Source organism: Pectobacterium betavasculorum (assembly GCF_000749845.1).
Classification (GTDB): Bacteria; Pseudomonadota; Gammaproteobacteria; order Enterobacterales; family Enterobacteriaceae; genus Pectobacterium; species Pectobacterium betavasculorum.
This window is the reverse complement of the sequence record NZ_JQHM01000001.1, coordinates 883,205-907,366: the sequence shown is the minus strand read 5'-3', so window position 1 is coordinate 907,366 and position 24,162 is coordinate 883,205. Positions and strand designations below refer to the sequence as shown.

Genomic DNA, 24,162 nt, shown 5'->3' with positions numbered 1-24,162 from the left:
TGATTAGTCGAAATACGGATGTATCCGCTTCACGGTCTGCTGAACCAACTTATTCCGCTTCTCCATAAGGCGATCAATACGTTCCCGTTTCTGGTCTGCCGTTAAGATACGATCAATACGGGTTAGCTCGATTTGGTCATTAAGCTGCTTCACCTGCTTTTGTGTCGAAGTGAACGCCTTGCGCTGCGATAGTTTCTCGCGGTTATCCTGCAACAGCTCATTGGCCTCATCCTGACGGCCCTGTTTGCGATAGGAGTTTATCGTGCTGTTTATCTGGTTGGCTTCCGTCATCATACGGTAGAAATCTTCCGTGAACTGGGTGGATTTCGCCGGTTCGGCCCCACGGGCGAACGCTTTGATGACGGGCATTTCATCCAGTCGCAGCGACGGCGACGCACCGTTATCACCCATGTTACGCATGATAATATTCGTCGCGCCGAGAATGTATGAACCTAGCGTGCCGGTATATCCGGTAATGATGTGATCCATCATCTTAGGAGAAAGATTCATCGCCCCGCCTATTTCGCGCATCAACAGCGTGGTTTGGTCGTTATAACGTGCGCCAGCAATAACGTTGCTATCGGCCATGTTCTCAATCGGGCCACCTTTGAAAAAGTCATAATTCACGAATGCTTCCAGAATGGGGCGCGTCACCTGCGGTATCGGGTTGAATGCCATCGTTTCAAAGAAGTTGTGCGCAACGACCTTACCGAATTTTCCAGGTGTATCAGCACCACCCAGCGTGCGGACAAAACGCTCCGGCAACGTGCCGAACATCAGGCCAATTTCAAACGGTTTCGGGAAGCGAACATGCTGATCGCCAATCCATGCATGCCAGTAGGCGTCCTTATCCCAATCAGGTAGCTCCTCATAGCGGTCATCGTCCCAGTTCAACGCCAGCAGCGCTAGCGATAGCCCCGCAATATAGCCGCCTCGCTTCAGAACTTCTCGCGGATCTTCTTTAATTGCGCGGCCGAGTTTGCTCATGCCCTGCAAACGCGCATTGAAGAACGGCACCATATCAGACAGCGCGATTACCAGGCCGCTGGAGCCTTGCATGCTGAAATCCATCAGATCGCGAGATTCAAAGGCAGCTTGTGCCTTGCTCTTTCCTGCCTTTAGCGCCGCATCGTAAGTAGCGATTCGGTTAGCGTTCTCCGCCCCTTCACTGACTTTCTGGTATTTCTCCAGCCCTGCACCGATTTTATCCATCACCTCTTTGCTATTACGCACAATTGATGATTCAAACTCACGGATTTGGCTATCGTTATAACCTTTGCGGCGCAGCACCTTACGGATACTGGAAGCGGTACCCGCTGGATCGTAAACATTGGAGTAGCCACCACCGAACGTAGCACCAGCAAACATCATATCCACCAGAGTATCATCTGTGCGCATGGCTTTCTTCAGCCCCTGCCATGAAGAAATTGCAGGTTTGAACCCGTCCTTATTTATCGCCCATGAATGGATAGCATCACGCATAAAGTTACGGATAATGAAGTCGGGCATGGACGTGGTGCCGATGGTCAACACGCGCTTGGCCTGCCGCGCAGCCCGCATGAACAGAGAATTGCTACGTTCCAGATCAATCATAGTGAAAGCACGGTAAAGATCGGGATCATTGACGCGAGCTAGCTGCTCTTTACCGTCAACAAAAACTTTCACTGTGTCTTTCTTTAGGCGCTGGTAATCCATCTCGTTGGGGCTATCGATAATATCGATGACCCCAGTATCGGCCAGATTCGTAACAGAACGGCGCATAGCCTCATTCTTCATCGACGCATCAACCGACTTAGCAACGTAGTTGAACAGGTTTTCAATCGGGTCTTTAATGGTGAGGTCAGAGCCTTTCAGCTTACGGATGGTGCTGCTCTGGTTGGCAATACCGCGTGTTGTCCACGGGCCGTGTGTTTCGCCGTTCTCCGCTTCACGGTAGTAAGGCAGATACCAGGCATCTTCCCATGTCGCCCGACTATCTGGATCAATCAGGCCCATATCCTGCTGTAGGTCGATGATGGACTTGATAAACGCATCATATTTTACCTTTTGATCGGCAAACAGTTGTTCATTCCCACGGTTCAGCGATTTCATGTAGGCAATTTCATCAGCGGTAAAGTTATTCTCTTTGCCCTCGGACATGAGGCGCTCCGAACGGTGGCCAGCAATCCATTTGAGGAAGTTTTCACGGTGGTTGCCAAGTCCGTCCAGAATGCCCATCAAAGAATCAGCCTTACCTGTACCCGGAATGCGCTCAGTAATCCCCTCTTTCTTGTTATAGCGCACCAGACCGTGTTCCAGAACTGCCGCCGTCACCGAACCAGAACCCGCAGACATACGCGCCGCCGTGTAGCCGGAAACCATCGCATCAGATTTACCTGCCGCATCTTCGGCGTATTTTAACGGTGCCAGACCGTCAAAGGTTTTCGTGTTCAGTTTGCGGAAGGTTTCTTGCCACCATTGCTTCAGTTCCGTCCGATCTTTATCGGCTGCCATCTGATAGAAGTCTTTGGCTTTATCAAACCAGCCCTTTTCAACGTTGAAGCCCATTTTACGGCTAGTTTCGGCGTCCATTGCTGGATTGCCAGAGCGTGAGTACAGCGTCTTGTTCTTGCGGATGTCGGCGGAAGAGAGTATATTTCTACTTGATTCTGCGGGGTCGCCCTCCTTGGGCAATTGAAGCCCCTGTGAGTATCGGCGACTGGCAGAGTCTGAACCCTGGTTAGTGCTCTCCCCGGACAATTGGAGTCCGGCTGAATGAGGCTGGTTAGGGTTTTTTTTTGCCCGCCGATACAGCACCAACCCAGCATCCTCCATCCCTTGTACTTTAGACATTCCGCCTACCGTGCCATAAACTGAAGCAATTCTGTTAATTTCCATATTCTGCTTTCTGGCATTCATATGCACCGCCGATACCACCGGATTCCCATTTGCATCTTGCGCCTCAAGTAAAATCACTACCGCATCGTTTTGGGTAGACGAACGGTATACAGCAAGTGGATCGTGCATGAGTTCAGGGAGATTTTCGATCACCGATAAAGGGACATTATGCTTCACCCCATTGGTGGCCTTGCGCACGGTATCACGGTTAATAAACATATCCAGATTAGGCGCACCCAGCGCCCTTAACACTGGCGGTGTTCTGCCTAATCTTACTGACACATCACCAGACTTCAGCGACCGCATAGCCCTGTCCAGATCGGCGCGGTACTGCTCAGCCTCCTGCGGCAATGGCGTTAGCGGATCGACATCATCCGCTTTTGAATACAGCGCATCGGTACGCGAGAAGGTGTTATCGAACTCACGGGTGCCAGGCTGCTCATTGGCATACATCGCCGTTTTCTGGAAGCGGCCGGTGATGGTGCGCAGGATGTTGCGGATCTCCGCTGGCGTAATATCCATAGGGTTAAGCACGCCCGCTTTGCGCAATGCGTTGGTCAGCAGCGTAACGAACCGATCCCAGGCACCGCCCAGCTTCGTTAGCTCGGTACGCTCTGCCATATGCGCCAGAAACTCATTCGCCTGTGTTTCTAACGACTCCTGCCCGTATGACTGTTCGACTTGTCGCCAAACATCCTGAATGGTTTTATTCTGGCTGTCCCGCGTCTGATGTAACACACGCATGATGCGATCGTATTCCACATCGCCAATCACTGATGCCAGCCCGTGATGTGCAATCACTTCATGACGCAGCTTGGCACGCAGTTCACGGGCGTTGGCGATGTTGTCCGCGATGACAATCACACGGCTCAGCTCTGGCTGGTAAATGGCATGAACCGTGCCGAATTCCGCAGGAATGCCGTTAGGCATCATCGCGGCAGCTTCGGCCTGCGTCTGCACCGCTTTCACTTTAATTTTGGCTGCTCCGTTAAGGTGGGAGACAAACCCATCGGCGGCCAACTGTACGCGGTCGCGAAGCATACCTTGCGCCGGACGTTCACCATCCTTGCTAAAGCTGCCGTCATGGATGACATTGCCGCCGCCGATGTCCGTGCCTTTGGAGTACAGAATTCGCGGATCGCTTGAGTCGAAAGTACCCCGATTGCCGACAGCGCTCTTAATTTGCTCTGGACGGAAAGCGACATAGTGATCTGAAGGGGATAGCCCTGAGTTCGGAGCATCATCGATATTCTTAAAAAGGACGCCGTCATGCCCGCTCCTTTTGGCCTTATCGATTATCTTACTTAAATTATCACGGCTTGCGTCATAGGTTCGTCCTTCAAAATCAACCACCATCGGGTTTTTTATTGACAAATAAACAGGGACAACGTTTGGTGACATCCCTCCATTGTAATCCTCACTCTCCAGAGTCCGCTCAAGCGCTTCAGCCTCTTCGTATTTGCCCGCGTCCATAAGGCGCTGAGATCGGTCATAATCGCGAGTGCGTTGGAACTCTGGCGTTTCCTCTGCGTAACTGTTTGCCACGTCTGACGATGTAGTGAAGAAGAATCCTTGCCTTGCGGATTCCCCTCCTGCGCCCCGGTTTGTATTTTGCTCGAATCGTTCAAAATCGCTGCCAGTACCGTGATACACAACCAGCGGCCGACCAGTGGCATCCATCACCTTGCTGTCGCCGAACCAACTCTTGAACGCAGGCGTTTGGGTGACGAGCGAGCCTTGCTGTTCTTGGCGATTCATTTGCCGCGAATAGAACGGACCCGTGTCTTTCTTCTTTGGTAATGCCGCAGTTGCATCCTGCTGGCCTGTTTGACGTATGTGTTTCAGGGCGGCATTCAACCGGGCAAGATCGCCGATACCACCATTGGCAGAGTGATCGCCAGCAAGCTCACGTTTGATGCTCTCAATCTGTTTCGTGCTTGAGTTGATTCGTTTCCCATCTTCGGTTGTCAGATAGGCGGCCCCAGAGACTCCCCGATCGATGGTCACCGTGAGCAACTCACCAGATGGAAGCGTGATAGTGTCCGCCGCGGGTTCCGATGGCTGTGAGTCCTGTCTGGCAACCAAGTGAGCAGCAAAATCATGCTCCGTTTTTGTTACGTTATAGAGATCGCCATCATCAGAAACAATCCGGTACGACGTTTTTGCCTTTCCATTCTCAGACGATCTCTGTGCTGTTTCTGGGCGCCAGCCTCGACCAACCAAGGACTGGACGGCATCAGCCCTCGTCACCGGGCGATCAAATTCAGTGTAATGAACCATTTCTTGCAACGCTTTGTCCGCTTTTCCACGCTGCATAGGAGTCAAATTCTGCGCATCAAGAAACTCATCAGTCGGCGCACGTTTCGCTTCAGCTTCCTTCCTCCGTTTTTCTGCCTGACGGGATTCTGATGCATCATTTTCGCTATGGCGTACCGCCGACTGCACGGCATCTTCATGAGTGAAATGATTACTAACGCGCTGTCCAGAACGGTTCCCGTCCGTCCGGAGAACAGAGAAGCCTTTAACCACGCCCCCAGCACCGTCTGGAACAGCAGTTTCAGCAATTCTGTATCCAGGGAAAGTCTGTGCTGCTGAGATATCTTCCTGTGTTGGCGGCAGTCGTACCGCATAACCGCCGTCCACCTCTTCAACTACGGCTCCCTCCATCTTCGCCCACTTGGATCGCTCGGCTAAATACTCGCTGGGAAATGGACGACCTTTATAATAAAACTTCAATTGTCCTACCGGTTCCCCCCGCGCGTAGGCTTCCGTTTGTGCATCTACGGGCATACCACCGACGCGGTGGCGTTGATCGGGTAATGCAGCCTGATCGTTAACGCCCATAGCATCACTAAATTCCCGCGTCTGCCGCTGAGTACGTGTTTCCCCTTCAGTAAACTGCGGAGGCTGTGCCGTCTGCCCCTCATCAATAGTCGGCGAACCAGAGAAAATAATATTTTTATCTTCAATCGCACTGGTTGGCACCGCCTCGCCGTCATACGTCTGATTAGTACGGCCAACCTCATTCGTAGCCAGAGCGCGTTCGGCGGGGATGAATTCTTGCCCGCGCACCTGCTTCCCTGCATCAAACTGCGGACCAGCACCAGCCTGAATATCATCACCAAATGGCTGCCTGACTTCTCCCGGCATAGCGATCACAGATGTTTGACCTGGCGCGGGAAGGCGTGGACGACGCGCCGCGATAATTCTTTCAGCCTGTTCCAGCGCCTCCAATTCTTGCGGTGAATAGCCCTGATCGCCTTGCTCAATCTGCTGGCGAATGAGTTGCTCTGCGGTAGGCGAATCAGGTTGTTCAGCAAGCGCACGCTGCACATCACTGTCTTCAGCAAATCCCTGAATACGCGGATCCTGCCGGAGGTAAGTTGGCGTATCACGGAACTCATCGATGCGGCCTTGTGGCGTACCAGCAACATTCTCAGGATTGAATTGTGAATTATCTGCACCTTGAGTGACAGATATCACAGGGCCACCATCACGCCACTCACCTGTATAACCCGGAGGGGGAGAATCATCGCCCATTTTTACGACGGGGATAGACGAACCATTACCCTCGGAAGACTGTTTTTCAGTTACATTCCACTCAGGCACATCGACCTGCGTAGATTGCGGTTGCTCACCAGTAAGATCTCCGGGCGTTGGTTCGGGATTAGATTGCTGATCTACCTGTCGCCCACGAACACCACCGACGGCACCAATAGCCCCCCCCATGCCAGCACCGACAACCGTATTATTTACACCAGTTTCCAGCACATCTTTCATCGGGTCGATTTTTTGCCCTGCGGTGTCGATCAGCTGTTCATTCTGAACATAACGTTGCCCTGCTCCCTGAGCAAATTCGGTTGCACCTTCTGACACGGCTCCTATCGTCATACCAGATAGCACCCCAGAAGCAGCGCCCTTACGTGTTAGCAGTTTCAGCAACGTGTGATCGCCCAGTGTTGACGCGGCAATATTGACTGCAAGTAAACGGGGATCTGCGGTTACAGCACTTGCCGCCTGATCAGCTACCTGAGCGCGCGCCAGATCCAACTTTTGACCATCAGATAGGTTCGCGTTGTTGGGGTCGGCATCAATTGAGTTAAACGCTGTTTTAAATGTGGAACTTTCCATCAACTCATTGAATGGAAGGCTATTGATCTGCTCCCGCATGTCGATACCGCCCTGACCCTGTGCGGTTGCGGACATAGCGCCGACGAATGTCGTTTTCCCTGCAACAGCCGCGGCACGCTCTGCGGTTTCTTTCGCAAGCTGACGGGCAGCTTCTTCTGGCATAGTTTTACTAAGGCGATTGAAGACAGTTTGCTCAACCGCCCCTCTGGCAGCTTGGGCAGACATTTTTGATAATAGACCCGACGTCATCATGGTAGCTATGCTAGGAATAGCATTTTGCATCCATGAGCTGGCATTGAATGTCCCTTCACCCGCACTGATACCCGTTATATTCCCGTTGCTGTCCTGATCTAATGTTGCGAAATCCAAAGCTGCCGCTTGTTTTGCACCTTCGGTGCGAGAGTCCAGAATAGATTTAGCGGCGCTTCCTGCCAGATCGCCCGCGCCTTGAATCGCTGCATTTCCTGCCCGAGATAGCGGATTACCTGCATTCTGACGCATAACATCCAGCATGCCGCTATCGATCCCCAATGGATTCGAGCCAGCCCCCTCCGCCGCCTTATCATCCAGAATTTGAGTGCCTGCTTTGAATAACTGCCCAGCATCTGCCACCATGTTAAGAGGCGCAGCCACCAGCGCCTTGAGGTCATCGCTCCAGGTTGATTTGGGTTCAACTACCGGTTTATTCCAGCTTTCTGACGAAAAGAACTGACGGTCGAAATCGGATAGCTCACCTGGCTGCTGAATATTTAGGGCTTGACGGTTGCTGTTCGCCACTTGTTGCTCAGGGCGTTGCTGCTGCGGGTCGTAGGTCATTACGGACTCCAGAATTTAGGGCAAAAAAAAGCCCCGCTTTTTAAGGCGAGGCTTGGTATCTTTGGGGAATTTAGCGCGTTCAGGCTAAAAATAACAGGCAAAAGTTTGTTCTTGAACTACGCTCTTGTTGCTGCTACTTGGCAGACTACACACATTCAAGGAATATAATAATGAAGAAAGCAATTGTTCTGCTTTTTATGATGTTAACTTTAGGTTCATCATTTCAAGCAATGGCGGGATCTGGCCGCTGCCAGCATGATTCAGATACTGCGGCTGACGGTTCGCGCTGTGGTGGGCGCTCTGCCGACTCTCGACCTGGTGGCGGTGGCTATCGTTGATAATTTTAGGCGCACTCGTGCGCCTATTCTTACTCTTGAGTGCTCCGTGCCTTCCGCAACTGGTTAGCTACAGCAGCATCAGCAGACGCCTTCGCCCCTTTCGTATACTGCAAATACTTGGCGTCCAGTTGCTCCGCACTCAATGATGATACAGGCACGCCCATGGCGATAGCTTTCTGAGCAAACGCGACTTTGCTCTGATCGCCAGCCACCCACTGTTGCAACCCTGTACCATCTTGTGCTTTCGGCTGCTGCTGGGGCTGCCCATATGAATCTCTCACCTGCTGTTCCAACTGGTCGTATTGTGAGTTAATCCCCGCGGCAGTCTGCGGATCTTGCGCCATTGGATCAGCCAGAGCCTTCGCTCTCGCCTTGCCAACATCCAGTAAGTCTTTACGCAGCCCTTTCGTTTCTTCCCGCACGGCGGTTTTATCCGGCGGATTAACCATGTCATTGAGGAATTTCGCGCGGCCACCGTAATTTAACTGGCCAACCATCTGACTATAACCCCGAATTTCTTCCATAAGACGAGGCAAAGCGATCGGTGCAATAGTGTCATTAGGATCTGTCGAACCAAAGCGGGTCATGGGTTTATCCGCCACAGAGCCATCCGTGTACGTAACTTTCAGGGTTGGAACTACTCGCTGGCCGTCCTCAGTTAACCCGATATGTCCCAGTTCTTTTGACTTAATCGTCTTACCTGTTTCTGGATCTTTATCACCTATCCCACGCTGGATATGTGTAGATAATACGTTATTCATCAAACTGATAGCCGCCGGATCGTTATAGTCCATATCGCCCTTGAGAACCGCTGGCATGATTCGATTGATCTCCGCCACGCTCTTAATCGCTTTATCGCCGATAAATCGCTTAGGGTGTAATGGATTATCAGGTGATATTTGCTTAATTAATTCAGGATCAACATTCCCAGTCTTATCCAACTGATCTGCAAACATTTTGATAACTGGCATTTCATTTTGAATGCGCTCTTGCCGCTTCTGTTCATTCACCTGAAAATCAAACCGCTGTTGCGCCAAGTTGTTGCTCTGCGCTTGCAGAGCGTATGACCGATCGGCATTTTTAGCATTCAGCGCGTGCGTCAGCCCCCATTGCTCATCTTGCTGTTTATCCCGCCCAACCTGACGCTGATAATCGCGCAATCCGGTTTCTTTACCGTAATCAAACTGTTCCTGGGCCAATCCAAAGCGGCGATCCGAATCCTGTTGTTGCTGTTGTAACTGTAAATCACGTAAGCCCAATTCGCGTTTGCGCGATATCGCCTGATCTGCTGTATTAAACCCAGCCAGGAATCCATCGGCCAGTCCACGCACATCTGCCATAAATCCTCCTTAAAGAAACCGGCTGGCTAAAAGACCAATGGCCGCACCAATACCCATGCCAATCGGACCACCCCATGACCCCGCCGTTGCCCCTGACGCTGCTCCCGCCCCAGCGCCACCTGCTGCCGCGGCTGTTCCCGCACCTGCCGCTGCCCCGGCACCTGCCGCAGTTCCTGCTGCGGCCGCCGCCCCATACCCAGCCCCCACAGCCGCACCAGTACCAGCCCCCACGCCAACCATCTGCATCTGTCCTTGTTTCTGCATATTTTTTAGCTGCTCGTTTGCAGATTCGCGCTGTTGCTCCAACTCGGCCGATTGCTGCATGCCCTGAAGCGCTTGCTGCCGTGTCTGCGACGCAATATCCAGTAATCCGTATCCCATTATGTTGTACTCCCGCCAATATTAAGAAGACCGCGAAGTGATGTGGAACCACCCGTTAGAATGCCCATTTGCCGATCTGTTTCAGCCTCGCGTATGCCATTTTTTGAGCCCGCCATCGCCAATGCGGATTTCAACCCCAAGCTGTTATCGCCCGCATTGCTTTGTACAGACGCACCATAGCGAGCTTGTTGATTGGCTTGACCTAGCGTTGCACTTTGAAGTGCCTGCTGCTGTGTCGCGTCAGCACGTGCGAGTTGGTTGTTCATTAACTGCCCACTGGTTGAAAGCTCCATCAGGCCTTGTAATTTTGGGTAATATCGCTGTTGCCAATCCGCGTATTGCTGCCGAGTGATATCCGCAAAAGTGTCTGATGCGTACCCCATAATTTACCCCCTGTTTAACCAACTACTGTGCGTTGTTCCGCCAAACGGCGTGCTGGATATACCAAACCCACCATCGGATTTGGATCCTGAGAATGCCCTAGGCGCTGACTGATTTTTGGCATCTGATAACCCATACGTCCGCACGGCGGCACCACCCAGTACGCCAACTAATCCCTGAGCGCCTTGAACTTTCGCTAACGAATTTTCTGCGTCAGAAACCGCTTTCTGTTGCGATGCGGATGCAATGCTCTGATATCCTTGCAGCGCCTCTGCTTTTTGCCCCGCCCCCAGCGCTTGAACATCTTGCAGTCCCGCAACATACTTATTCTGCTGATCTGTTTGGGCGCGATTTGTTGAATCAATTGTCCCCGCCACCTGACCAGTCGCTACATCTTTCAGGGTTGATTGAAATTTACCGCTGCTGGGATCAACGCCTGACGACGTCAAACCATCGGCCGCCTGCCGTCGAGCCTGTCTGAACTGCTGCTGATATCCCAAATTTACATCACCAGCAATGCCGTCGTATTTCTGCTGCTCGTTAAGCCCCTCAACCTTATCCATAAATAGGTTTTCATAGGGTTTCAACTCATTCTGGTAGAGGTTCCATTGTTGCCGCGCTACATCCGCAGCAGCATGCTGCTGGGATGTTTCTTTGATCTCGTTACTACCTTTACTTCCGCCCATGATTCACCTCTTTTCATAGTGGGATTTTGAATGTCATGAATCCCTCTTCGTCGTGTAATCGCTCAAACCCTAATTTTTCAGCAATCCGAATAAAGCCCTTTCTCGCAGTATTGAATTCAATCCAGCGCCCCCCAATCATTCTAGCCAGCGTCCTTACCTCATCCAGATGACGCGCGATGCCATCCTGCTCCGCACTGACCGCCAGCCAGACAAAAACATAAGGAATGCCATTACGTGATTTTGGCACCAATACGATTCGGCCATTTTCCGTACCAAAGCAAAACGCCTGCTTTTTACGGCAGGCGTTTTGAATATTGGCGATTAAATTAGGTTCTCGGCTGTCTATGGCAACACGTTTTATTAACTCATCCATCGGCTACTTTTTGCACGAATTAAAAGTTATATTCTTTTCTGGAATCCACCCATTATCGCGAGCTGACTTCAGAAGATAATACTTCTCATTATTAATTAATTTTGATTCTGTCACGTAGCCTCGCTCGGAGTTCAGTTCTGATCCTTTATAGTAAATAACCTTACACCCATCTTGCTGCTCGTCTTTAGTTGAGCATCCAAAAATAAAAGATGAACATAAAACAACCATCATGATTTTTTTCATATATCCCTCAATCAACCTTGATTATCATTAACGAAAAATTGTTTTGCTCGTAGCTGCCCGATCCGGCCGAAGAATTTGACTCTTCGAAAAGGTATTTTGCATATATTTTATTGCCAATGAATTTTATTACCTGGTGAAAATCCCAACGATCACCCGGTGCCCAACTTGCAGAGTGAGCCTCTCCGACCACTGCAACGGCAACTTTACTTGAATACTCACCAACAAGTACAGGGGCTGTGATAGGGTTTGGGATCGTTGCTGGAATACTATAACCTAACGTGTCGCTTCGTAACTCAACCACACGTAAATAACTATTATTCGTTGAGTAAACTGGTTCACCTTGTGCATTAAATATCGCCAGCCCTGCATCAGGTTCTAAAGGTGGATCCGCTGCGTCAAAAATATAAAAATCCATTGGCGGCGGCGCGCCCCACAGATAGTTATTAATCCGCAATATACCATTGCTAATTCTGTACTCTGGAGCATAATAACCGTTATCACTGCTTGGATCACTGTCGCCATTTTGAAAGCTGGGGCGGAATGCAACCAATGCATTATCACTATAGTATCGGTCATTAAATTCAGTCCAATTGATATTGGCCGGAATAGTTACTTTCTTAACCAATGATAGATTCTTAAAATTATCATCGATCTGGATCCGTCCATTGTCGCCCTCAACAAAAAAATAATTATCCATCACGTACATAATCCATAACAGACAACAACAGGTTTCACAATGTGATCCCAATAAATTGTTTTGCCGTTTACCCATACACCGAAATGATATTTTCGCCCATTTGATACGGCCTCTCTTTCACCCTTGGCGATAAACGCAAATATCTTTCCGTAGGGAATATCCAGCGATTTAGAACCAGTAGTTGTTGATATTTCAAAAGAGCCAAGTAGCGTGGCAAAACCATGGTTAGTATCATGGATGAGATTGCCACCCTTATCAAAAACCTGTAACCCTACCGGCATCACCAAATCCCCAATTTTACTCTCAAACGTGCATTTTCATCAAACACCTGAAAAAGTCCATTTTTGAATATTAGCTTTTTACCATTCAGTAATGACGTTATTTCTATTTCACCTGACGCCGATATTTTCACCAACTGTCCGAATGTCGCATTACCCAATGCGTCCACAGTGAACCCGCCGCTTTCAATACGTGCAGTTTTTATATACGGCGAAACAATCTCAATCCCTGCCTTTACACTGTCAGCGATAATGGTTTGCGCAGCCAATATTTTGATCACCGCCTCTTTTGCAACCAACTCATCGATTACCACTTTGCCGTTGGATACCGCAAACGGGATCGCATAAGTGGTTTTATCATTCGGGTTGTTGGGGTCGTAAATAAAGAATTGATTAGCGGCTACAGCCACCTGGCTAATAGTGTTACCGCTGCTGTCTTTGGATGCAACGATACCAATCCCGGTCGTAATATTCCCTGCCTGCGCCTTAACCGTCCACATGGATTTTACGCCGTCCAATGCCACGATTGCCTGTGCATTGGTTTGTACTGCTGCAATATTTTTATCCAGATTAGCGCTAACGGTATCAACACGCTTTCCTATCGCTATATCAGCCGCCGTGCGTGATTCAGACTCTTGCTGCACTTTTGCACTTAGTGACGAATCAGCATTTTTATAACCGCTTTCCACCTGAGAAACTTGCTGGCTCAGCGCCTGAGTTTTATCGACTATCGTTTTATCCAGAGCGGTAATATTCGCGGTCAACGTCTGATCTGATTTTTTATATGCCGCATCAATCGAGCTAATACGCTCTGATAGTGCTTGATCGGCGCTAGCCATTGATTTATTGAGTTCGCTGATGCTGGTATTAAGTGCCTGATCTGCTTTTTTATATTCGGCAGACAGGCTGTCAACCGATCTGGATATTGCGCTATCGCCCTCCACTCTCGCCTGCTCTTCACTCTTGATAGTTGAAGACAGTCTATCAGTAACAGCTTTGGCTCTCACTTCAGCGTCAATGACCGCTTTATTTAACTCCGTCTTTGCATCGCCAATTTTTTTATCCGTTTGCTTAATTGAGTCCTGCAAATCCTCATTTAATTCTTTTATTAATGGGGACGCATTCAATTGCTCCTTAATCACCTCAATGATGGCGGCCGGATCGGGATGTGTTTGTGCAAAGGTGCCTTTTGAGTCATTAAACGGCCCCGGTTCACCCAATGCATTAACATGTCGTATCCAGTAGTACCCTTTCCAGTCTGGATCGACGGGGTCACCATAAACCCCAGCAGCAGAGCTGGCGATTAGCACTGCATTTGCCAGATTATCTTCAGAAGAACGATAGATTTCCGTCAGCGAGCGACCGCGATAATTGGGCATATCCCATTCAAGCAACACGTAAGCAAAGCCACCTGTCGCTTTGAAATTGGTGGGTTTGGTTGGTTTCTGTACACCACCAGAATTAGAACCGCCAGAACCATTACCCGGCGTCAGCGTAACCTTTCCTCCCCCTAGCTGACGCAAGTTAGCCAGACCAAGAGTCGCCAAATCGCCATACGTCACAGCACGATTTCTACCATCACCACGTTGGCCAGTGAGTGTTTCAACGTTCTCTAATACTGCCGCCTGATCTTTACCCGCTCTAAACTTTGCGGTCATGCTGTCATTTCCTGCATCGATGTAGCTAACGTAATCCGATCTACCTGCATGCTGCCGTAGACTTCAATCTGCCAGCGTTTGCCACGAATAGCAGGCAGCTTAATGAGTGGCTCTCGCAGGCTGCCTGGTGGCAAATGCAACGCTGAGCGACCATCAACGTGCAGAATGACGCCGACGTGCGCTAACGCATTACTCATGACTCGTAGGCAGGAAAATGCCGTATTCGTTGGTGCCAGATATTGCTTTGAACGCCAGCGCATATTCAGGTTGAAAGCGCCATCATTAAACGTATGTAGCTGTCGCCCCTTCACGATGTAGAGCGTGTCGCCAGCCGGATCGTTATAAGCGGTATCAAACGACGCCGTGATGTAACGAATATCCATGCTGGCAGGATCGAAAATAAACCCAGCAACGCCGTTATCTGTGTCATACAGCGCCAGATATTCATTTTCTACGCGCCAGGCTCTGAGAGTCGTTGGATTAAAGTCTTTTCGCCACTGCTTTGCCTCAATGATATTTGCCGTGGCGAGCGTCGCCGCACCGTCGGCACTGATTGAAACAAGGCCATTTGGCGAGGCGTATAAAGCGAAACCATCCATCGTTACCATTGAGTGACGGGAGACGCAGGACAGTGCAACCAAGGAATGTGTTGACGTGATATTCGAGGGAGTGATGCCTGAAAAAATATAGGGGATACCTTTCGTGCCAACGATCAGCGTTGTTCCTACTGGCGCGATCGCCACAACATCATCCTGCGTGGTCTGCTTGTTACTGTCTTTCCATGCGTAAGGCAAATAGGCTTCACTGAACATCACCTGATTGCCTTTAAATCCAGCAGCTATACCGTTAGACATCATGCACAAACCGATCATGCCATCCGGCGGCATGTAATAATCGTAAGTCTCCAGTGAGGCGCTAAGTTGAGCATTTGAAAGGTCATCAACAAATACACCGACGGCAATATCCAGTTCGGCCACCAATAAGAAATCCGCTGCCTGACTGCTGGTCGCTGAGCGATAGATGCGACGTTTAGTGACGTTATTGTTCTGCTGGCCGGGTGGCTGTAGTTGCAGTGTCACCGAACTGCCGGAGTAGGCGATAGTTAGCTCGTCTGAAGCTGGCCCCGGTGGCCCCTCTTCGCCGTATGCGGTAACGTAAGTTTCAGTGTAAAAACGCGTCTCATCATCCGTTGGATCATCCTCTTCCACGTCAGCCGGCGGCGTGATTGTGCCAATGACGATCGGGTTGGCAGGCACCGGTACACCAAGACGGAAAAATGCCGAGGGATAATTGCCGTTACCGCCTGTCGCAATCTGCGCAGAGGTGACCTTTGGAAATTCATCGTCGGTATAATAGACGCGCCCATAGTCATCATTGGCGACAGGGCTACGGATCGCATCAACAATCTTGTTCCAGGTAAACCAAAAATTATCCCGATAGTGGAATATCGTTCTTGGTTTGACGGTAAAGGTCTTTCCCTGATCGGTATCATCCAGCATCGGTGTGATAACGCCATGCCGAAAGTGACAGCTCTCTGCCACCGTCGCATTAGATTCAGGCAAGAGATGTTCAACAATGCGTGGCATCATTCCTCGCATTGTGGTGATGTCGATGGTCGCCATGAGTATCCTGAGACAGAAAACAAAAAAGCCCCGCTTTTTAAGGCGAGGCTTGGTATCTTTGGGGAATTTAGCGCGTATGGTTCTTCATAACAAGATCTAATAGGTAATAGACAAATTCACCACTTCTGTGCCTAGCCGCTCGCGAATCTTATTCTCCAAGTTATCTACTTGTCTCTTAATCGTTTTCTCACGCATTTTATTCGGTAAAAATTTTGTCCACCAACTCTCACCAATATCATCAAGATATGCCCATTCAGTAATACAGACATCAACGATCCTAACTAGGTGACTATTAGTGCCAGCCGGGACGTGACAGCGCCATGGCATTTCATTGATCACGACAGAATCATCACATTCAATAATCAGCATTGCACCGTATCCACCAAACATTTGCTCCACATTTGTTCTGCGAGGTTTATCAGTATTAAAGCAATTCAATCCCTGATCCCCATCAACTGTAGAGCAGCGATATACACCTGATTTAACTATCGACAACAAAGACGATGGTGAGGTCACATGATAAAGCTTCATACATAATCCTTTATGTTTGCCGGAAAACATTTAACGACTTAAGTTATCGGGGATAATTATAATAAGAAACGCTGTTACAATAAACGTTGCTATGCATGACAGTGGGTTTCGGCTCTTCTCGCTCAGGCATGTTCACACGAACCTGAATGAATAACCCACGTGGAATATCGATAGGATCACCGTTTTTATAACCGTCAATTTCATTTCGTGCGAATGAAATTGCATAGGGGTGCGGTCGATGATACGTGCGGACGATTACAGAGCCATCTGATTCAACGCTAAAATCGTTCCACGTCAGTTCCAGCCCATTGCGGCAACGCGGATTACTTACACCGCCGTCGATACCGTTCCACGCTGCATCAGAGTGCATACCGTGACACCCGGTGATTTTGTAAACTCCCTCACTCAGTCTTTCAACATTAACGCCCGCGGCCTCGTCTGTAGTAGTGAATGAACCGTCAGAGTAAATATTAACAACTGGCGATGCTGTTTTGTAGAAACCGCCAGAATCCGTAACGTATTGATTTGAAAGTAATACGTTTAGCCAGCCCAACTGGTTTGCATTTCTGCGAACATTTACTTGCGCCCTGACTTGCCCAATAGACTGGGCTGCAAGTATTGCCAGCGATGCGCCGGCATTGTGATCATAGGCCCAGTGCTGGCCGCACCACGCCACGTCTGTTGTTGGGTAACCTACCCCGCCCTGTGGCGACTTAAATGTGCGCGTTATTCCTGATGTCGTTATGTCTGTGTATGCCGGTACAGTTGCTTGAGATATTCCCAACCCCATCCCAAACGCACCGTTCAATAGAACGCTGTTCGGGGTAGTATCCATTGTGTTGCTTTGCTTAACAGTGTTGCCAGAATGCAGTATATTTACAGGTGGCAACCACCCAGTCGGGAGCTGTTTTCGCAGTACAAAGCCGGTGTAGTCACTAGACGTCATCCCTCTGTCTTCTAGAATGAAGCCGTAGTTAATGCCGTCCCCCGAGCCTGAACGATGCTTCACACTTAGATACGTGTGCCAACTTCCTGCGTCGTCTGATATAGACGCAGAGCCTGCTGAATTATTACCGTAGCCAGCTACTGACGCCAGAAAAGCGGCAATGGTTGACGGGGCTTGCGTATTTGGCCCGTTCGCAAATGCTCCTGTGTTTGTACCCGAACCCCCGTTGTTAGTGGAAATTGGCAATGTTAAATTGTTGCCCGCCCATAATGGTTGCCACCCACTGTCTGTGTTAGAGCCAATCACAATGAAATACAGCCCCTGAGATGGAACAGTACTTATTGCGATGACGCAGCATGTATTACTGTCCCAGCGCATAATATTGAATAGCCAGGCGGCGGAGGTGGGTGCTCTGACAGTGTTTATCGTGCAGCGAGCAAATCCGGTTTGCATTCCTCTGAGTTGAACAACAACATCAGATGTTGATAAAAACGACGCAGCAGAACCGAGACCAAACGGTCCCGCGCCGTTGCTTGCTATTTTCAAGACACGTCCGGCAGTCGAGTCAGTGGGCGATGCTTGCGCATCATTTGTTGCCGCATCTTTTAAACCTAGGTTTGCGCGAAAAGCAGCAGAATCCGTAATATCACCACCATTCGCTGATTTCTTCATTGCATCAGTAAGCGTGTTTTGGGCGTTTCTGGCCGCCGTCTCAGCAGCATTCTTAGCGAGAGTAGAGGCATTTGCCGAGGCTGTTGCTGATGTGCTGGCTTGCTGGGCTTGAGCTACCGCCGCACTGAGGCTTTGGGCATACTGAGCCGCCTGATTTCTGGCAGTAGTCGCATCACGTGCCGCAGTCGTCGCGTTGTTACTCAGCGTCTGCATCGTAGCCAGCTTCGCGGCAACGTCGGTTTGGATTTCGCGGAAATAGACAATAACAGCTGGCGTAACAGCCTGCTCCATCGTTGCCAGCTTTAATAATTCGTTGATCGTCGTTGGCGTAGACTTCTCATTAATAGAAACGGAGCCATAAATAGAGTTGTAACCATCGCTTTGAATAGCAATAGAATAAACACAGTGCTCCAACGGAATAGCGTATTCACCGTTATCGTTAGTCACTGTCGACGCAGAGAAGCCATTTAGCACAGAATCGCTCGTCGTTAATGCAGTAAAGGTGATCTCAGCGCCTGCTACAGGAATACCAGCAGGATTAAGCAATGCTCCGCTAATCAATACACTCACGTTACTACTCCTCGCTGAGATTGGGGCTGTACCTTCTGTGCAACTGCCTGCTCAACTTGTGACTTGACACCCAGTAGATCGACAAAGGTTTGATAATGCTGGGATGATAGTTGTGCATTGGCGCCATTTTCTGCATCTTTTCCAAATGCGCGAAACAGCATCCATTCCAGCACAGGGTTGAGATACAGATCGTCAAGAGGGAAGCGGCGATTGACCGTGGGCTTTAGGTCATCAATGGCAGCGGCTGGCGGTAAGCGAGATACTGAAATTTCCAGTTCAGTACCCGCTTTCGCACCAGGGAATACAAGAAAAGTTTTCGGTGTTTGTTCATCATAGCAATAGCGTTCTACTGACCCAGTCATGACATGCCAGTTAGGAAACTGATAATCCAGCAAGTCTCGACGAATCGGCTGAACCGCCCTCCCACCAACAACCCGAATGACCTCCAACAATCTTAATGCGCCATCTGGTAGAGTCTGACGCGCACCGACAGCACAAGAAAGTGTTTCGCGGGAAGAGCCAGCATCAGGACGAATAATAATGATGGCGTTAACAGCATCATTAAAATAATCCAATAACTCAGACTTTGACCAGCGCAGCCAGTGTGTATCCACCAGCTGCGCATTGGCACGCCCAATCACATCATTGATTGTAATCATCAGTAAAACTCGTGCGTGATAACAGGACGAGGAACCCAGGTTGTACCTGGCCGATCGAGTGCCTCACGGTAGGCGCGCCGGTAACCTTCAATGAACGTTTGCTTGAAATATTTAGCACGATCTGCATCACTCCATTCCTGAGCATGCATCAGGTAAAGACTTTCTAGTGCACCATGGGCGAGTACTTCCGCCCAGTCATTGAAAAGCACATCCTGAATTTCCGTTGCGTCTCGCATTGGTGCGGAAGCAAAGAATGCGACGACTTTTTTATAGTCACCGGAAAATTTCACCGTTCCCGCCGACGATACGGTGAAGTGCTTTCCTGCTCGCAGCATTCTGGCTGGTGCACTAGCGTTACTTTGTTGATCCGAGTAATCGAGCACCTGAAATAGTTTCACCGCACGCTGTGCTTGTCCACCTGTTAGGGCATAAACCTCCCCCGCTTTCACATCATCAATCTCTTGCGTATCACGGCAAAAAAGGGATTCACGACAGAACGTAATGGCCGCCTCGATCAACGATTCCCAGATCTGCAAATCCAACGGACCATTAATGTAACGTCTAACAATAGGAATGAAATCATCCGGTGTAGCCATGATTACTCCTCCGCTTTAGCCTTGATAGCTTCACGAACCCGTGCGCGGAAATCGTCAACTTTTTCCTGAGCGCCTTGTCTCAAATCCGCCAGGTCTTCCGCTTCAACCAGCGTCGCCAGTTGGACTGAGGTTAGTTTTGCCAAATCAACATCATCATTACCGATTTTGACCACCCAGCTATTCGCCGCGGCTTCAGCCTGCTGACGTGCCAACTCTTTTGCTGCCAACTGGGCTTTTAATTCTTCGTCTTCCGCAGACTGTGCCAATACCGATTTTACCTGGTCTTCACGCACCCATACGGTAGGGAATTCCAGTAACTGGTGAGCAATGCCACTTTCAACGCCGACAGGCTTAAGGCGAGGAAAGATCAGGCGACTACCTGTTACGGTATCGCGCTTCTTGTCTTTATCACCGATGTATACAACAGAAATCTCTGCCATTTTTTAATCCTTATAAAAAAGCCCACCGAAGTGGGCTGGATGATGTTGGAAGCAGCTTAGTAGCCTACCGCAACATATTTCACATTAACGAACAGACGACCCGTTGCGGCACCGCCCGCAATCGTGGCGGTAATTTTTTCACCGCTGGCCGCCGTGCTATACGGCACAATAGGCACGGACTTCGCAACGGCAGTCGCGTGACTAGCTGCCGCAATAAGAGTCTGGTTACCGCTCTTGATCGCCACGGTGGTATTCGCACCCAACGCATCGCTTACAATATCAATGGAACAGATACGCATACCGATCGGCATTTCCAGCAGTTCAACAACATCGCCGACAGCAGCGGCAGCCAGCACAATCTGGCTCTCTGCCAAAGACAAATTGCCCTGTGGCCCTTGATACACCGCATCACGCATAGAGGGCGCTTGAATCGTTGCCATAATATTTTCTCCTGATAAAACAAATAAGTAGGCCGAAGCCTGCTGTTATGAGAGGAATTGGGGGAGTGATTAGCGCCCTGTGGAAATTGCGGAATCCACCACGATAATGCCGTGATCACTCACGCGGCCGTCTTTCTGCTGGAAGCGGATCTTTTTCAGGCCGTTGATCCAGCGAACGGAAATTTCAGTACCGTTACCGTGATCCACTTTCTCTTCGTGGTAACCAAAGTGGCCGCCACCTTCGCCCGTACCGTAAGCGTTCGCCAGCGCCTGACCGCCCAGTAAGATGGCACGGTCAATAGTGGTTTTTGCTTCCTTCTGCGCTACCGTCGCAGCCAGATCGTTATTGGAAACCGCGACTTGAGAACTGGTATTGAAGCGGATTGGCATTCCGGTGTATTTGCGCACCAGGATGTTGCGCCACATCGCACACTCACCTTTAAACAGCGGGTGATCAAAACCTTTAGAGCGCTGAATAACGCGTGACAGCATCGCTTGCCAGTCTTTACCCGACGTGGAGGTATACCAATCATTCCACTGGCGCGGCGTCACGTTCAGGACATAATACGGATCGTCATTCGCCATTTCGTCTTTCGACATTTTGACGGGCTGGAGCGGGTGCGCCATTTCATCGATAAACAGAGATAAATCATCGACAACGCCAAGCGTAAACAGATCCGCAGCATCCAGACCTTCAAAACTGGTCGCATCACCTGCATAAAAGTGACGGTCGTAGGTCGGCGGTAGCACATCGTTGATCATAATTTTGCCGAACTCGCCATGACCGGCCAGCGGCAGGATGGTGTCATCAGCGATGAAATCACCGCGTGCGCCCGCCAGATGCACCGTCGCGCACTGATCTTGCAGATCATTAAAGTACGTCCCCAGCAAAGTGCGCGCGGTTTTGTTCAGATTGTGCTTATAGCGCTGCTCTGACATTTTCCCACCCGCATCAACCACATGGCGCCCCTGGTTGATTTTGAGCGAAAAGTCAGCGAAGGCGAGATTTTCACCGCGCCCTTCCAGCTTCGCATCGCCCATCGTCGGACGCTTGCTGAGTTTGTGGACGATCTGCATATCCACTTCATCGCCTTTAGACTTTTGCAGATCGGTGATACGTACAACGGGCGCAGTGAAACTGGTTTGCTTCACCCCTTTTTTATCTGGCGTGACCGCCTTTGGTGCTTCCTGCTGTTCCGTCATGATGTTAACGAACGAGCGGTTGCGGTTGGCTGCGGTGAACAGCGCAACCTGCATCAACTTATTCGCCTGGGCGGAGGTAATCGTAGTCATAGTGGTTCCCTAAAAATGAAAAACCCGCACGCGGCGGGTTGGATGATATGAGTGTTTAACGTCAGATGGCCTGTTCTAGCAGCGCTTCAATCTGCGCATCGGTCATGCCAGCAAACATCGCCTGCAATTGGTCAGGATCGGCATTAGCCGCCTGTTCCAGCGGCGATGCAGTATGTTGCGTCGTTGAACCAACATCTGACGGTGACGCAGGCAAGTGTGACGAGGCATTCGCTTTCGCCAGCAGGTCTGCTGCTTTTTGCTGAAGTGCTTCAGTGGTCGGTTGCTGCTGTGCGGCTTGCGTAGCCTGTTGAGGTGCACTCTCCACAGGCTCACCATAAGCAGCGCGGGTTCGCTTCTCGACTTCACTGAATCTTTCAGCTAACGGTTTGTCTTTCCATGCGGGATCAAGTTTGAGTGTTTCATCGATATGTACCGCCAGTGTAAAACGGTCAGGATCGCTGCTTTGCCAGTTCTTCAGTTCAGCCGTAGCATCCAGCGCCGCCATCACAGGGTTGTCATTAACAGGTTGAGAAACTGCTGATGCAGGCTGTGCAGATTGCAGGTATTCCACTTTCTGTGTTAACGCATCAAGCACATTCGCCACTTCAGGGAAACTCTCACGGACTGTAGCAATCTGCTCTGGCGTGATCTTAGCTTTTTCCGGCAACTGCGCAGGCTGTAAACCAGCGTCATTAATCTGGCGCGTGAAGACTTCCAACTGTCGCCGAGCTTCAACCAATTCCGTAGACGTTCGCTGATTCGCTTCAGACAGGCGACGTTTTTCAGCACGTTCTGCTTCCAGCACATCATAAGGAATGGTGTGTTTACCATCGCGGCTGAGAATGCTTTTCGCGGAATCATTACCCTTATCATCGGAGGCTGGCTGTTGAGTCGTGGTCGTCTGTGATTGTGCAGCTACGCCCGGCGTCAGCGTGGTGGTATCGCCCTTATTTTCCTGCTGCTCATTCAGATTATCGGCGGTTGTTTGCCCGGAAGTGATTACCGCGCCCGTCGCCTCATCAGAAATATCGACATCGCCCAAGCCACTCAGCAATAATTCCAGCTCTTCCGCTGTTTCTTCACCGGTTAAATTATCAATATCAACACTCACGTCATTACTCCTGCATGTCTATTTGTCGGATAGATCCGAAAGGGAAAAGGCGTATCGCTGCCCATGCGAATAAGCGCTCTATTGCTAAAGTGCTTATCGGCACAAACAAAAAAGCCACCCGAAGGTGGCCGATACCAAATTTGTGGTATAAAAAAACCGGAGCAGCTTTTTTAAGGCATACTCCGGTATCTTTCGCGAATTTAGCGCGTATCTTTGTAGAAGGCAATAACTACCTGTAAGTCGCAGCACTTCTATAAATCCTTGCCAGCCCCAGATGATTCAAGCCAAGAAAGGTTTCAATGTCATATTGGGAAAATTTGCTTCTCGGCCCACAAACTACTTCTACGATAGACTCACCCTTAAATTCAAACTCAAAATACGATGTTAAAAAGCCATTCGATATACGATAGTGCATATCTCCAATTGGGTTAAAAATTTTAGTACTATTATCTTTTTTATCACTCAAAACCAAAGGGGAATATATAATCCTTTTTTCTTGTTCTTCAATAAAAGCAGGATTTTTTACTACAGGAGATAGATACGAAAGTCGATTCCCTAAATCCATCAACGTTTCTGGAGAAAGGTTTTCTTTCTCTGGTAAAAGTTTAACTCCACTTTCCTTTAATAGATTAACTAACATGTTAGATAATTCATTGCCACTCATGTACATCACATCGTTTAATTTTATACTAAACTTAGGATCTGGGTGATTGAACGCCATCCCTGATTCCAGATCTAATGACTCCTCATCAAACCCAACTGCAATACCTTCACCATTCTGAGCGTAGGCTCTCCACTGACTTAAAATATCAGGTTTCTTTGAGAAGCATGTTATATATTTTATATTATTATTTATATTGAACTGTCGAAGTATTCCTTCTCTCATAGCCTTGTTATCAGAGGTTAGATTTAAAGATAATACGTTTCCCAAAGCCTTTGATAACCAAGCACCTTCAGAAAAATCATTCATATTATTAGTAGCACTTAACCATAATTTTTTATTTTTAGCGATACTAAGAAATGCATCAGGGCTACAATAATGGTAAATTATACCCATAGAAACCTCCTTATTTATTAGACCAC

General features: G+C 49.4%; 20 protein-coding genes. 1 reads left to right on the top strand and 19 read right to left on the bottom strand.

Annotated features, from left to right (window positions below; translation table 11 throughout):
• Window positions 1-3: 3 nt before the first annotated feature.
• The gene (locus KP22_RS21265) at window positions 4-7,824 is read right to left on the bottom strand and encodes an LPD38 domain-containing protein (RefSeq protein ID WP_052012468.1); all 7,821 of its coding nucleotides are present in this window, start codon (window positions 7,822-7,824) and stop codon (window positions 4-6) included.
• A gap of 170 nt (window positions 7,825-7,994) precedes the next feature.
• On the opposite strand from KP22_RS21265, the gene KP22_RS04125 reads away from it, so the two are divergent.
• Complete coding sequence (locus tag KP22_RS04125) at window positions 7,995-8,162, top strand: hypothetical protein (RefSeq protein ID WP_039322610.1); 168 nt, start codon at window positions 7,995-7,997, stop codon at window positions 8,160-8,162.
• A gap of 29 nt (window positions 8,163-8,191) precedes the next feature.
• Here KP22_RS04125 and KP22_RS04120 read toward each other — a convergent pair whose 3' ends face one another.
• The 18 genes from KP22_RS04120 to KP22_RS04025 form a co-directional block, all read right to left on the bottom strand.
• Window positions 8,192-9,502, bottom strand: coding sequence for a hypothetical protein (locus tag KP22_RS04120; RefSeq protein ID WP_244880001.1), 1,311 nt, complete (start codon window positions 9,500-9,502; stop codon window positions 8,192-8,194).
• A gap of 9 nt (window positions 9,503-9,511) precedes the next feature.
• Complete coding sequence (locus tag KP22_RS22130; protein ID WP_081926224.1) at window positions 9,512-9,883, bottom strand: hypothetical protein; 372 nt, start codon at window positions 9,881-9,883, stop codon at window positions 9,512-9,514.
• On the bottom strand, window positions 9,883-10,266 hold the full coding sequence (locus KP22_RS04110) for a hypothetical protein (protein ID WP_039322607.1): 384 nt from the start codon (window positions 10,264-10,266) through the stop codon (window positions 9,883-9,885). Before KP22_RS04110 ends, KP22_RS22130 begins: the two co-directional genes overlap by 1 nt.
• 3 nt (window positions 10,267-10,269) lie before the next feature.
• Window positions 10,270-10,950: a hypothetical protein gene (locus KP22_RS04105; RefSeq protein WP_039322605.1), complete on the bottom strand. Its 681-nt coding sequence runs from the start codon at window positions 10,948-10,950 to the stop codon at window positions 10,270-10,272.
• Window positions 10,951-10,963: 13 nt separating this feature from the next.
• Window positions 10,964-11,323: a hypothetical protein gene (locus tag KP22_RS04100; protein ID WP_039322602.1), complete on the bottom strand. Its 360-nt coding sequence runs from the start codon at window positions 11,321-11,323 to the stop codon at window positions 10,964-10,966.
• Window positions 11,324-11,573: 250 nt separating this feature from the next.
• Entirely contained in the window at window positions 11,574-12,266 is a 693-nt protein-coding gene (locus KP22_RS04090) for a hypothetical protein (protein ID WP_156107259.1), read from the bottom strand.
• On the bottom strand, window positions 12,263-12,547 hold the full coding sequence (locus KP22_RS04085) for a hypothetical protein (protein WP_156107258.1): 285 nt from the start codon (window positions 12,545-12,547) through the stop codon (window positions 12,263-12,265). The genes KP22_RS04090 and KP22_RS04085 overlap by 4 nt, the downstream gene beginning before the upstream one ends.
• Window positions 12,544-14,199 (bottom strand): phage tail tip fiber protein, encoded by a 1,656-nt coding sequence (locus KP22_RS21260; RefSeq protein ID WP_052012467.1) that lies wholly within the window; start codon window positions 14,197-14,199, stop codon window positions 12,544-12,546. The genes KP22_RS04085 and KP22_RS21260 overlap by 4 nt, the downstream gene beginning before the upstream one ends.
• A complete protein-coding gene (locus KP22_RS04070) occupies window positions 14,196-15,821 on the bottom strand; it encodes a hypothetical protein (protein ID WP_039322593.1) in 1,626 nt (541 codons plus the stop codon). The genes KP22_RS21260 and KP22_RS04070 overlap by 4 nt, the downstream gene beginning before the upstream one ends.
• A 96-nt stretch (window positions 15,822-15,917) precedes the next feature.
• Window positions 15,918-16,352, bottom strand: a complete 435-nt coding sequence (locus tag KP22_RS04065) for a hypothetical protein (protein WP_039322591.1) — start codon at window positions 16,350-16,352, stop codon at window positions 15,918-15,920.
• Window positions 16,353-16,395: 43 nt separating this feature from the next.
• On the bottom strand, window positions 16,396-18,540 hold the full coding sequence (locus KP22_RS21255; RefSeq protein WP_052012466.1) for a phage tail fiber protein: 2,145 nt from the start codon (window positions 18,538-18,540) through the stop codon (window positions 16,396-16,398).
• The gene (locus KP22_RS04055; protein WP_039322589.1) at window positions 18,537-19,199 is read right to left on the bottom strand and encodes a phage adaptor protein; all 663 of its coding nucleotides are present in this window, start codon (window positions 19,197-19,199) and stop codon (window positions 18,537-18,539) included. Before KP22_RS04055 ends, KP22_RS21255 begins: the two co-directional genes overlap by 4 nt.
• Complete coding sequence (locus tag KP22_RS04050) at window positions 19,199-19,795, bottom strand: hypothetical protein (protein WP_039322587.1); 597 nt, start codon at window positions 19,793-19,795, stop codon at window positions 19,199-19,201. The genes KP22_RS04055 and KP22_RS04050 overlap by 1 nt, the downstream gene beginning before the upstream one ends.
• 2 nt (window positions 19,796-19,797) lie before the next feature.
• Window positions 19,798-20,235: a hypothetical protein gene (locus KP22_RS04045; RefSeq protein ID WP_039322584.1), complete on the bottom strand. Its 438-nt coding sequence runs from the start codon at window positions 20,233-20,235 to the stop codon at window positions 19,798-19,800.
• Window positions 20,236-20,291: 56 nt separating this feature from the next.
• Complete coding sequence (locus tag KP22_RS04040; protein WP_039322582.1) at window positions 20,292-20,675, bottom strand: hypothetical protein; 384 nt, start codon at window positions 20,673-20,675, stop codon at window positions 20,292-20,294.
• A gap of 69 nt (window positions 20,676-20,744) precedes the next feature.
• Window positions 20,745-21,968 carry a N4-gp56 family major capsid protein gene (locus KP22_RS04035; protein WP_039322579.1) on the bottom strand — a complete coding sequence of 408 codons (1,224 nt, stop codon included), beginning with the start codon at window positions 21,966-21,968 and terminating at the stop codon, window positions 20,745-20,747.
• A 61-nt stretch (window positions 21,969-22,029) separates the two neighbouring features.
• Window positions 22,030-23,079 (bottom strand): hypothetical protein, encoded by a 1,050-nt coding sequence (locus tag KP22_RS04030; RefSeq protein ID WP_039322576.1) that lies wholly within the window; start codon window positions 23,077-23,079, stop codon window positions 22,030-22,032.
• Between the two features lie 229 nt (window positions 23,080-23,308).
• Entirely contained in the window at window positions 23,309-24,136 is an 828-nt protein-coding gene (locus KP22_RS04025; RefSeq protein WP_039322574.1) for a DUF2971 domain-containing protein, read from the bottom strand.
• Window positions 24,137-24,162 lie beyond the last annotated feature (26 nt).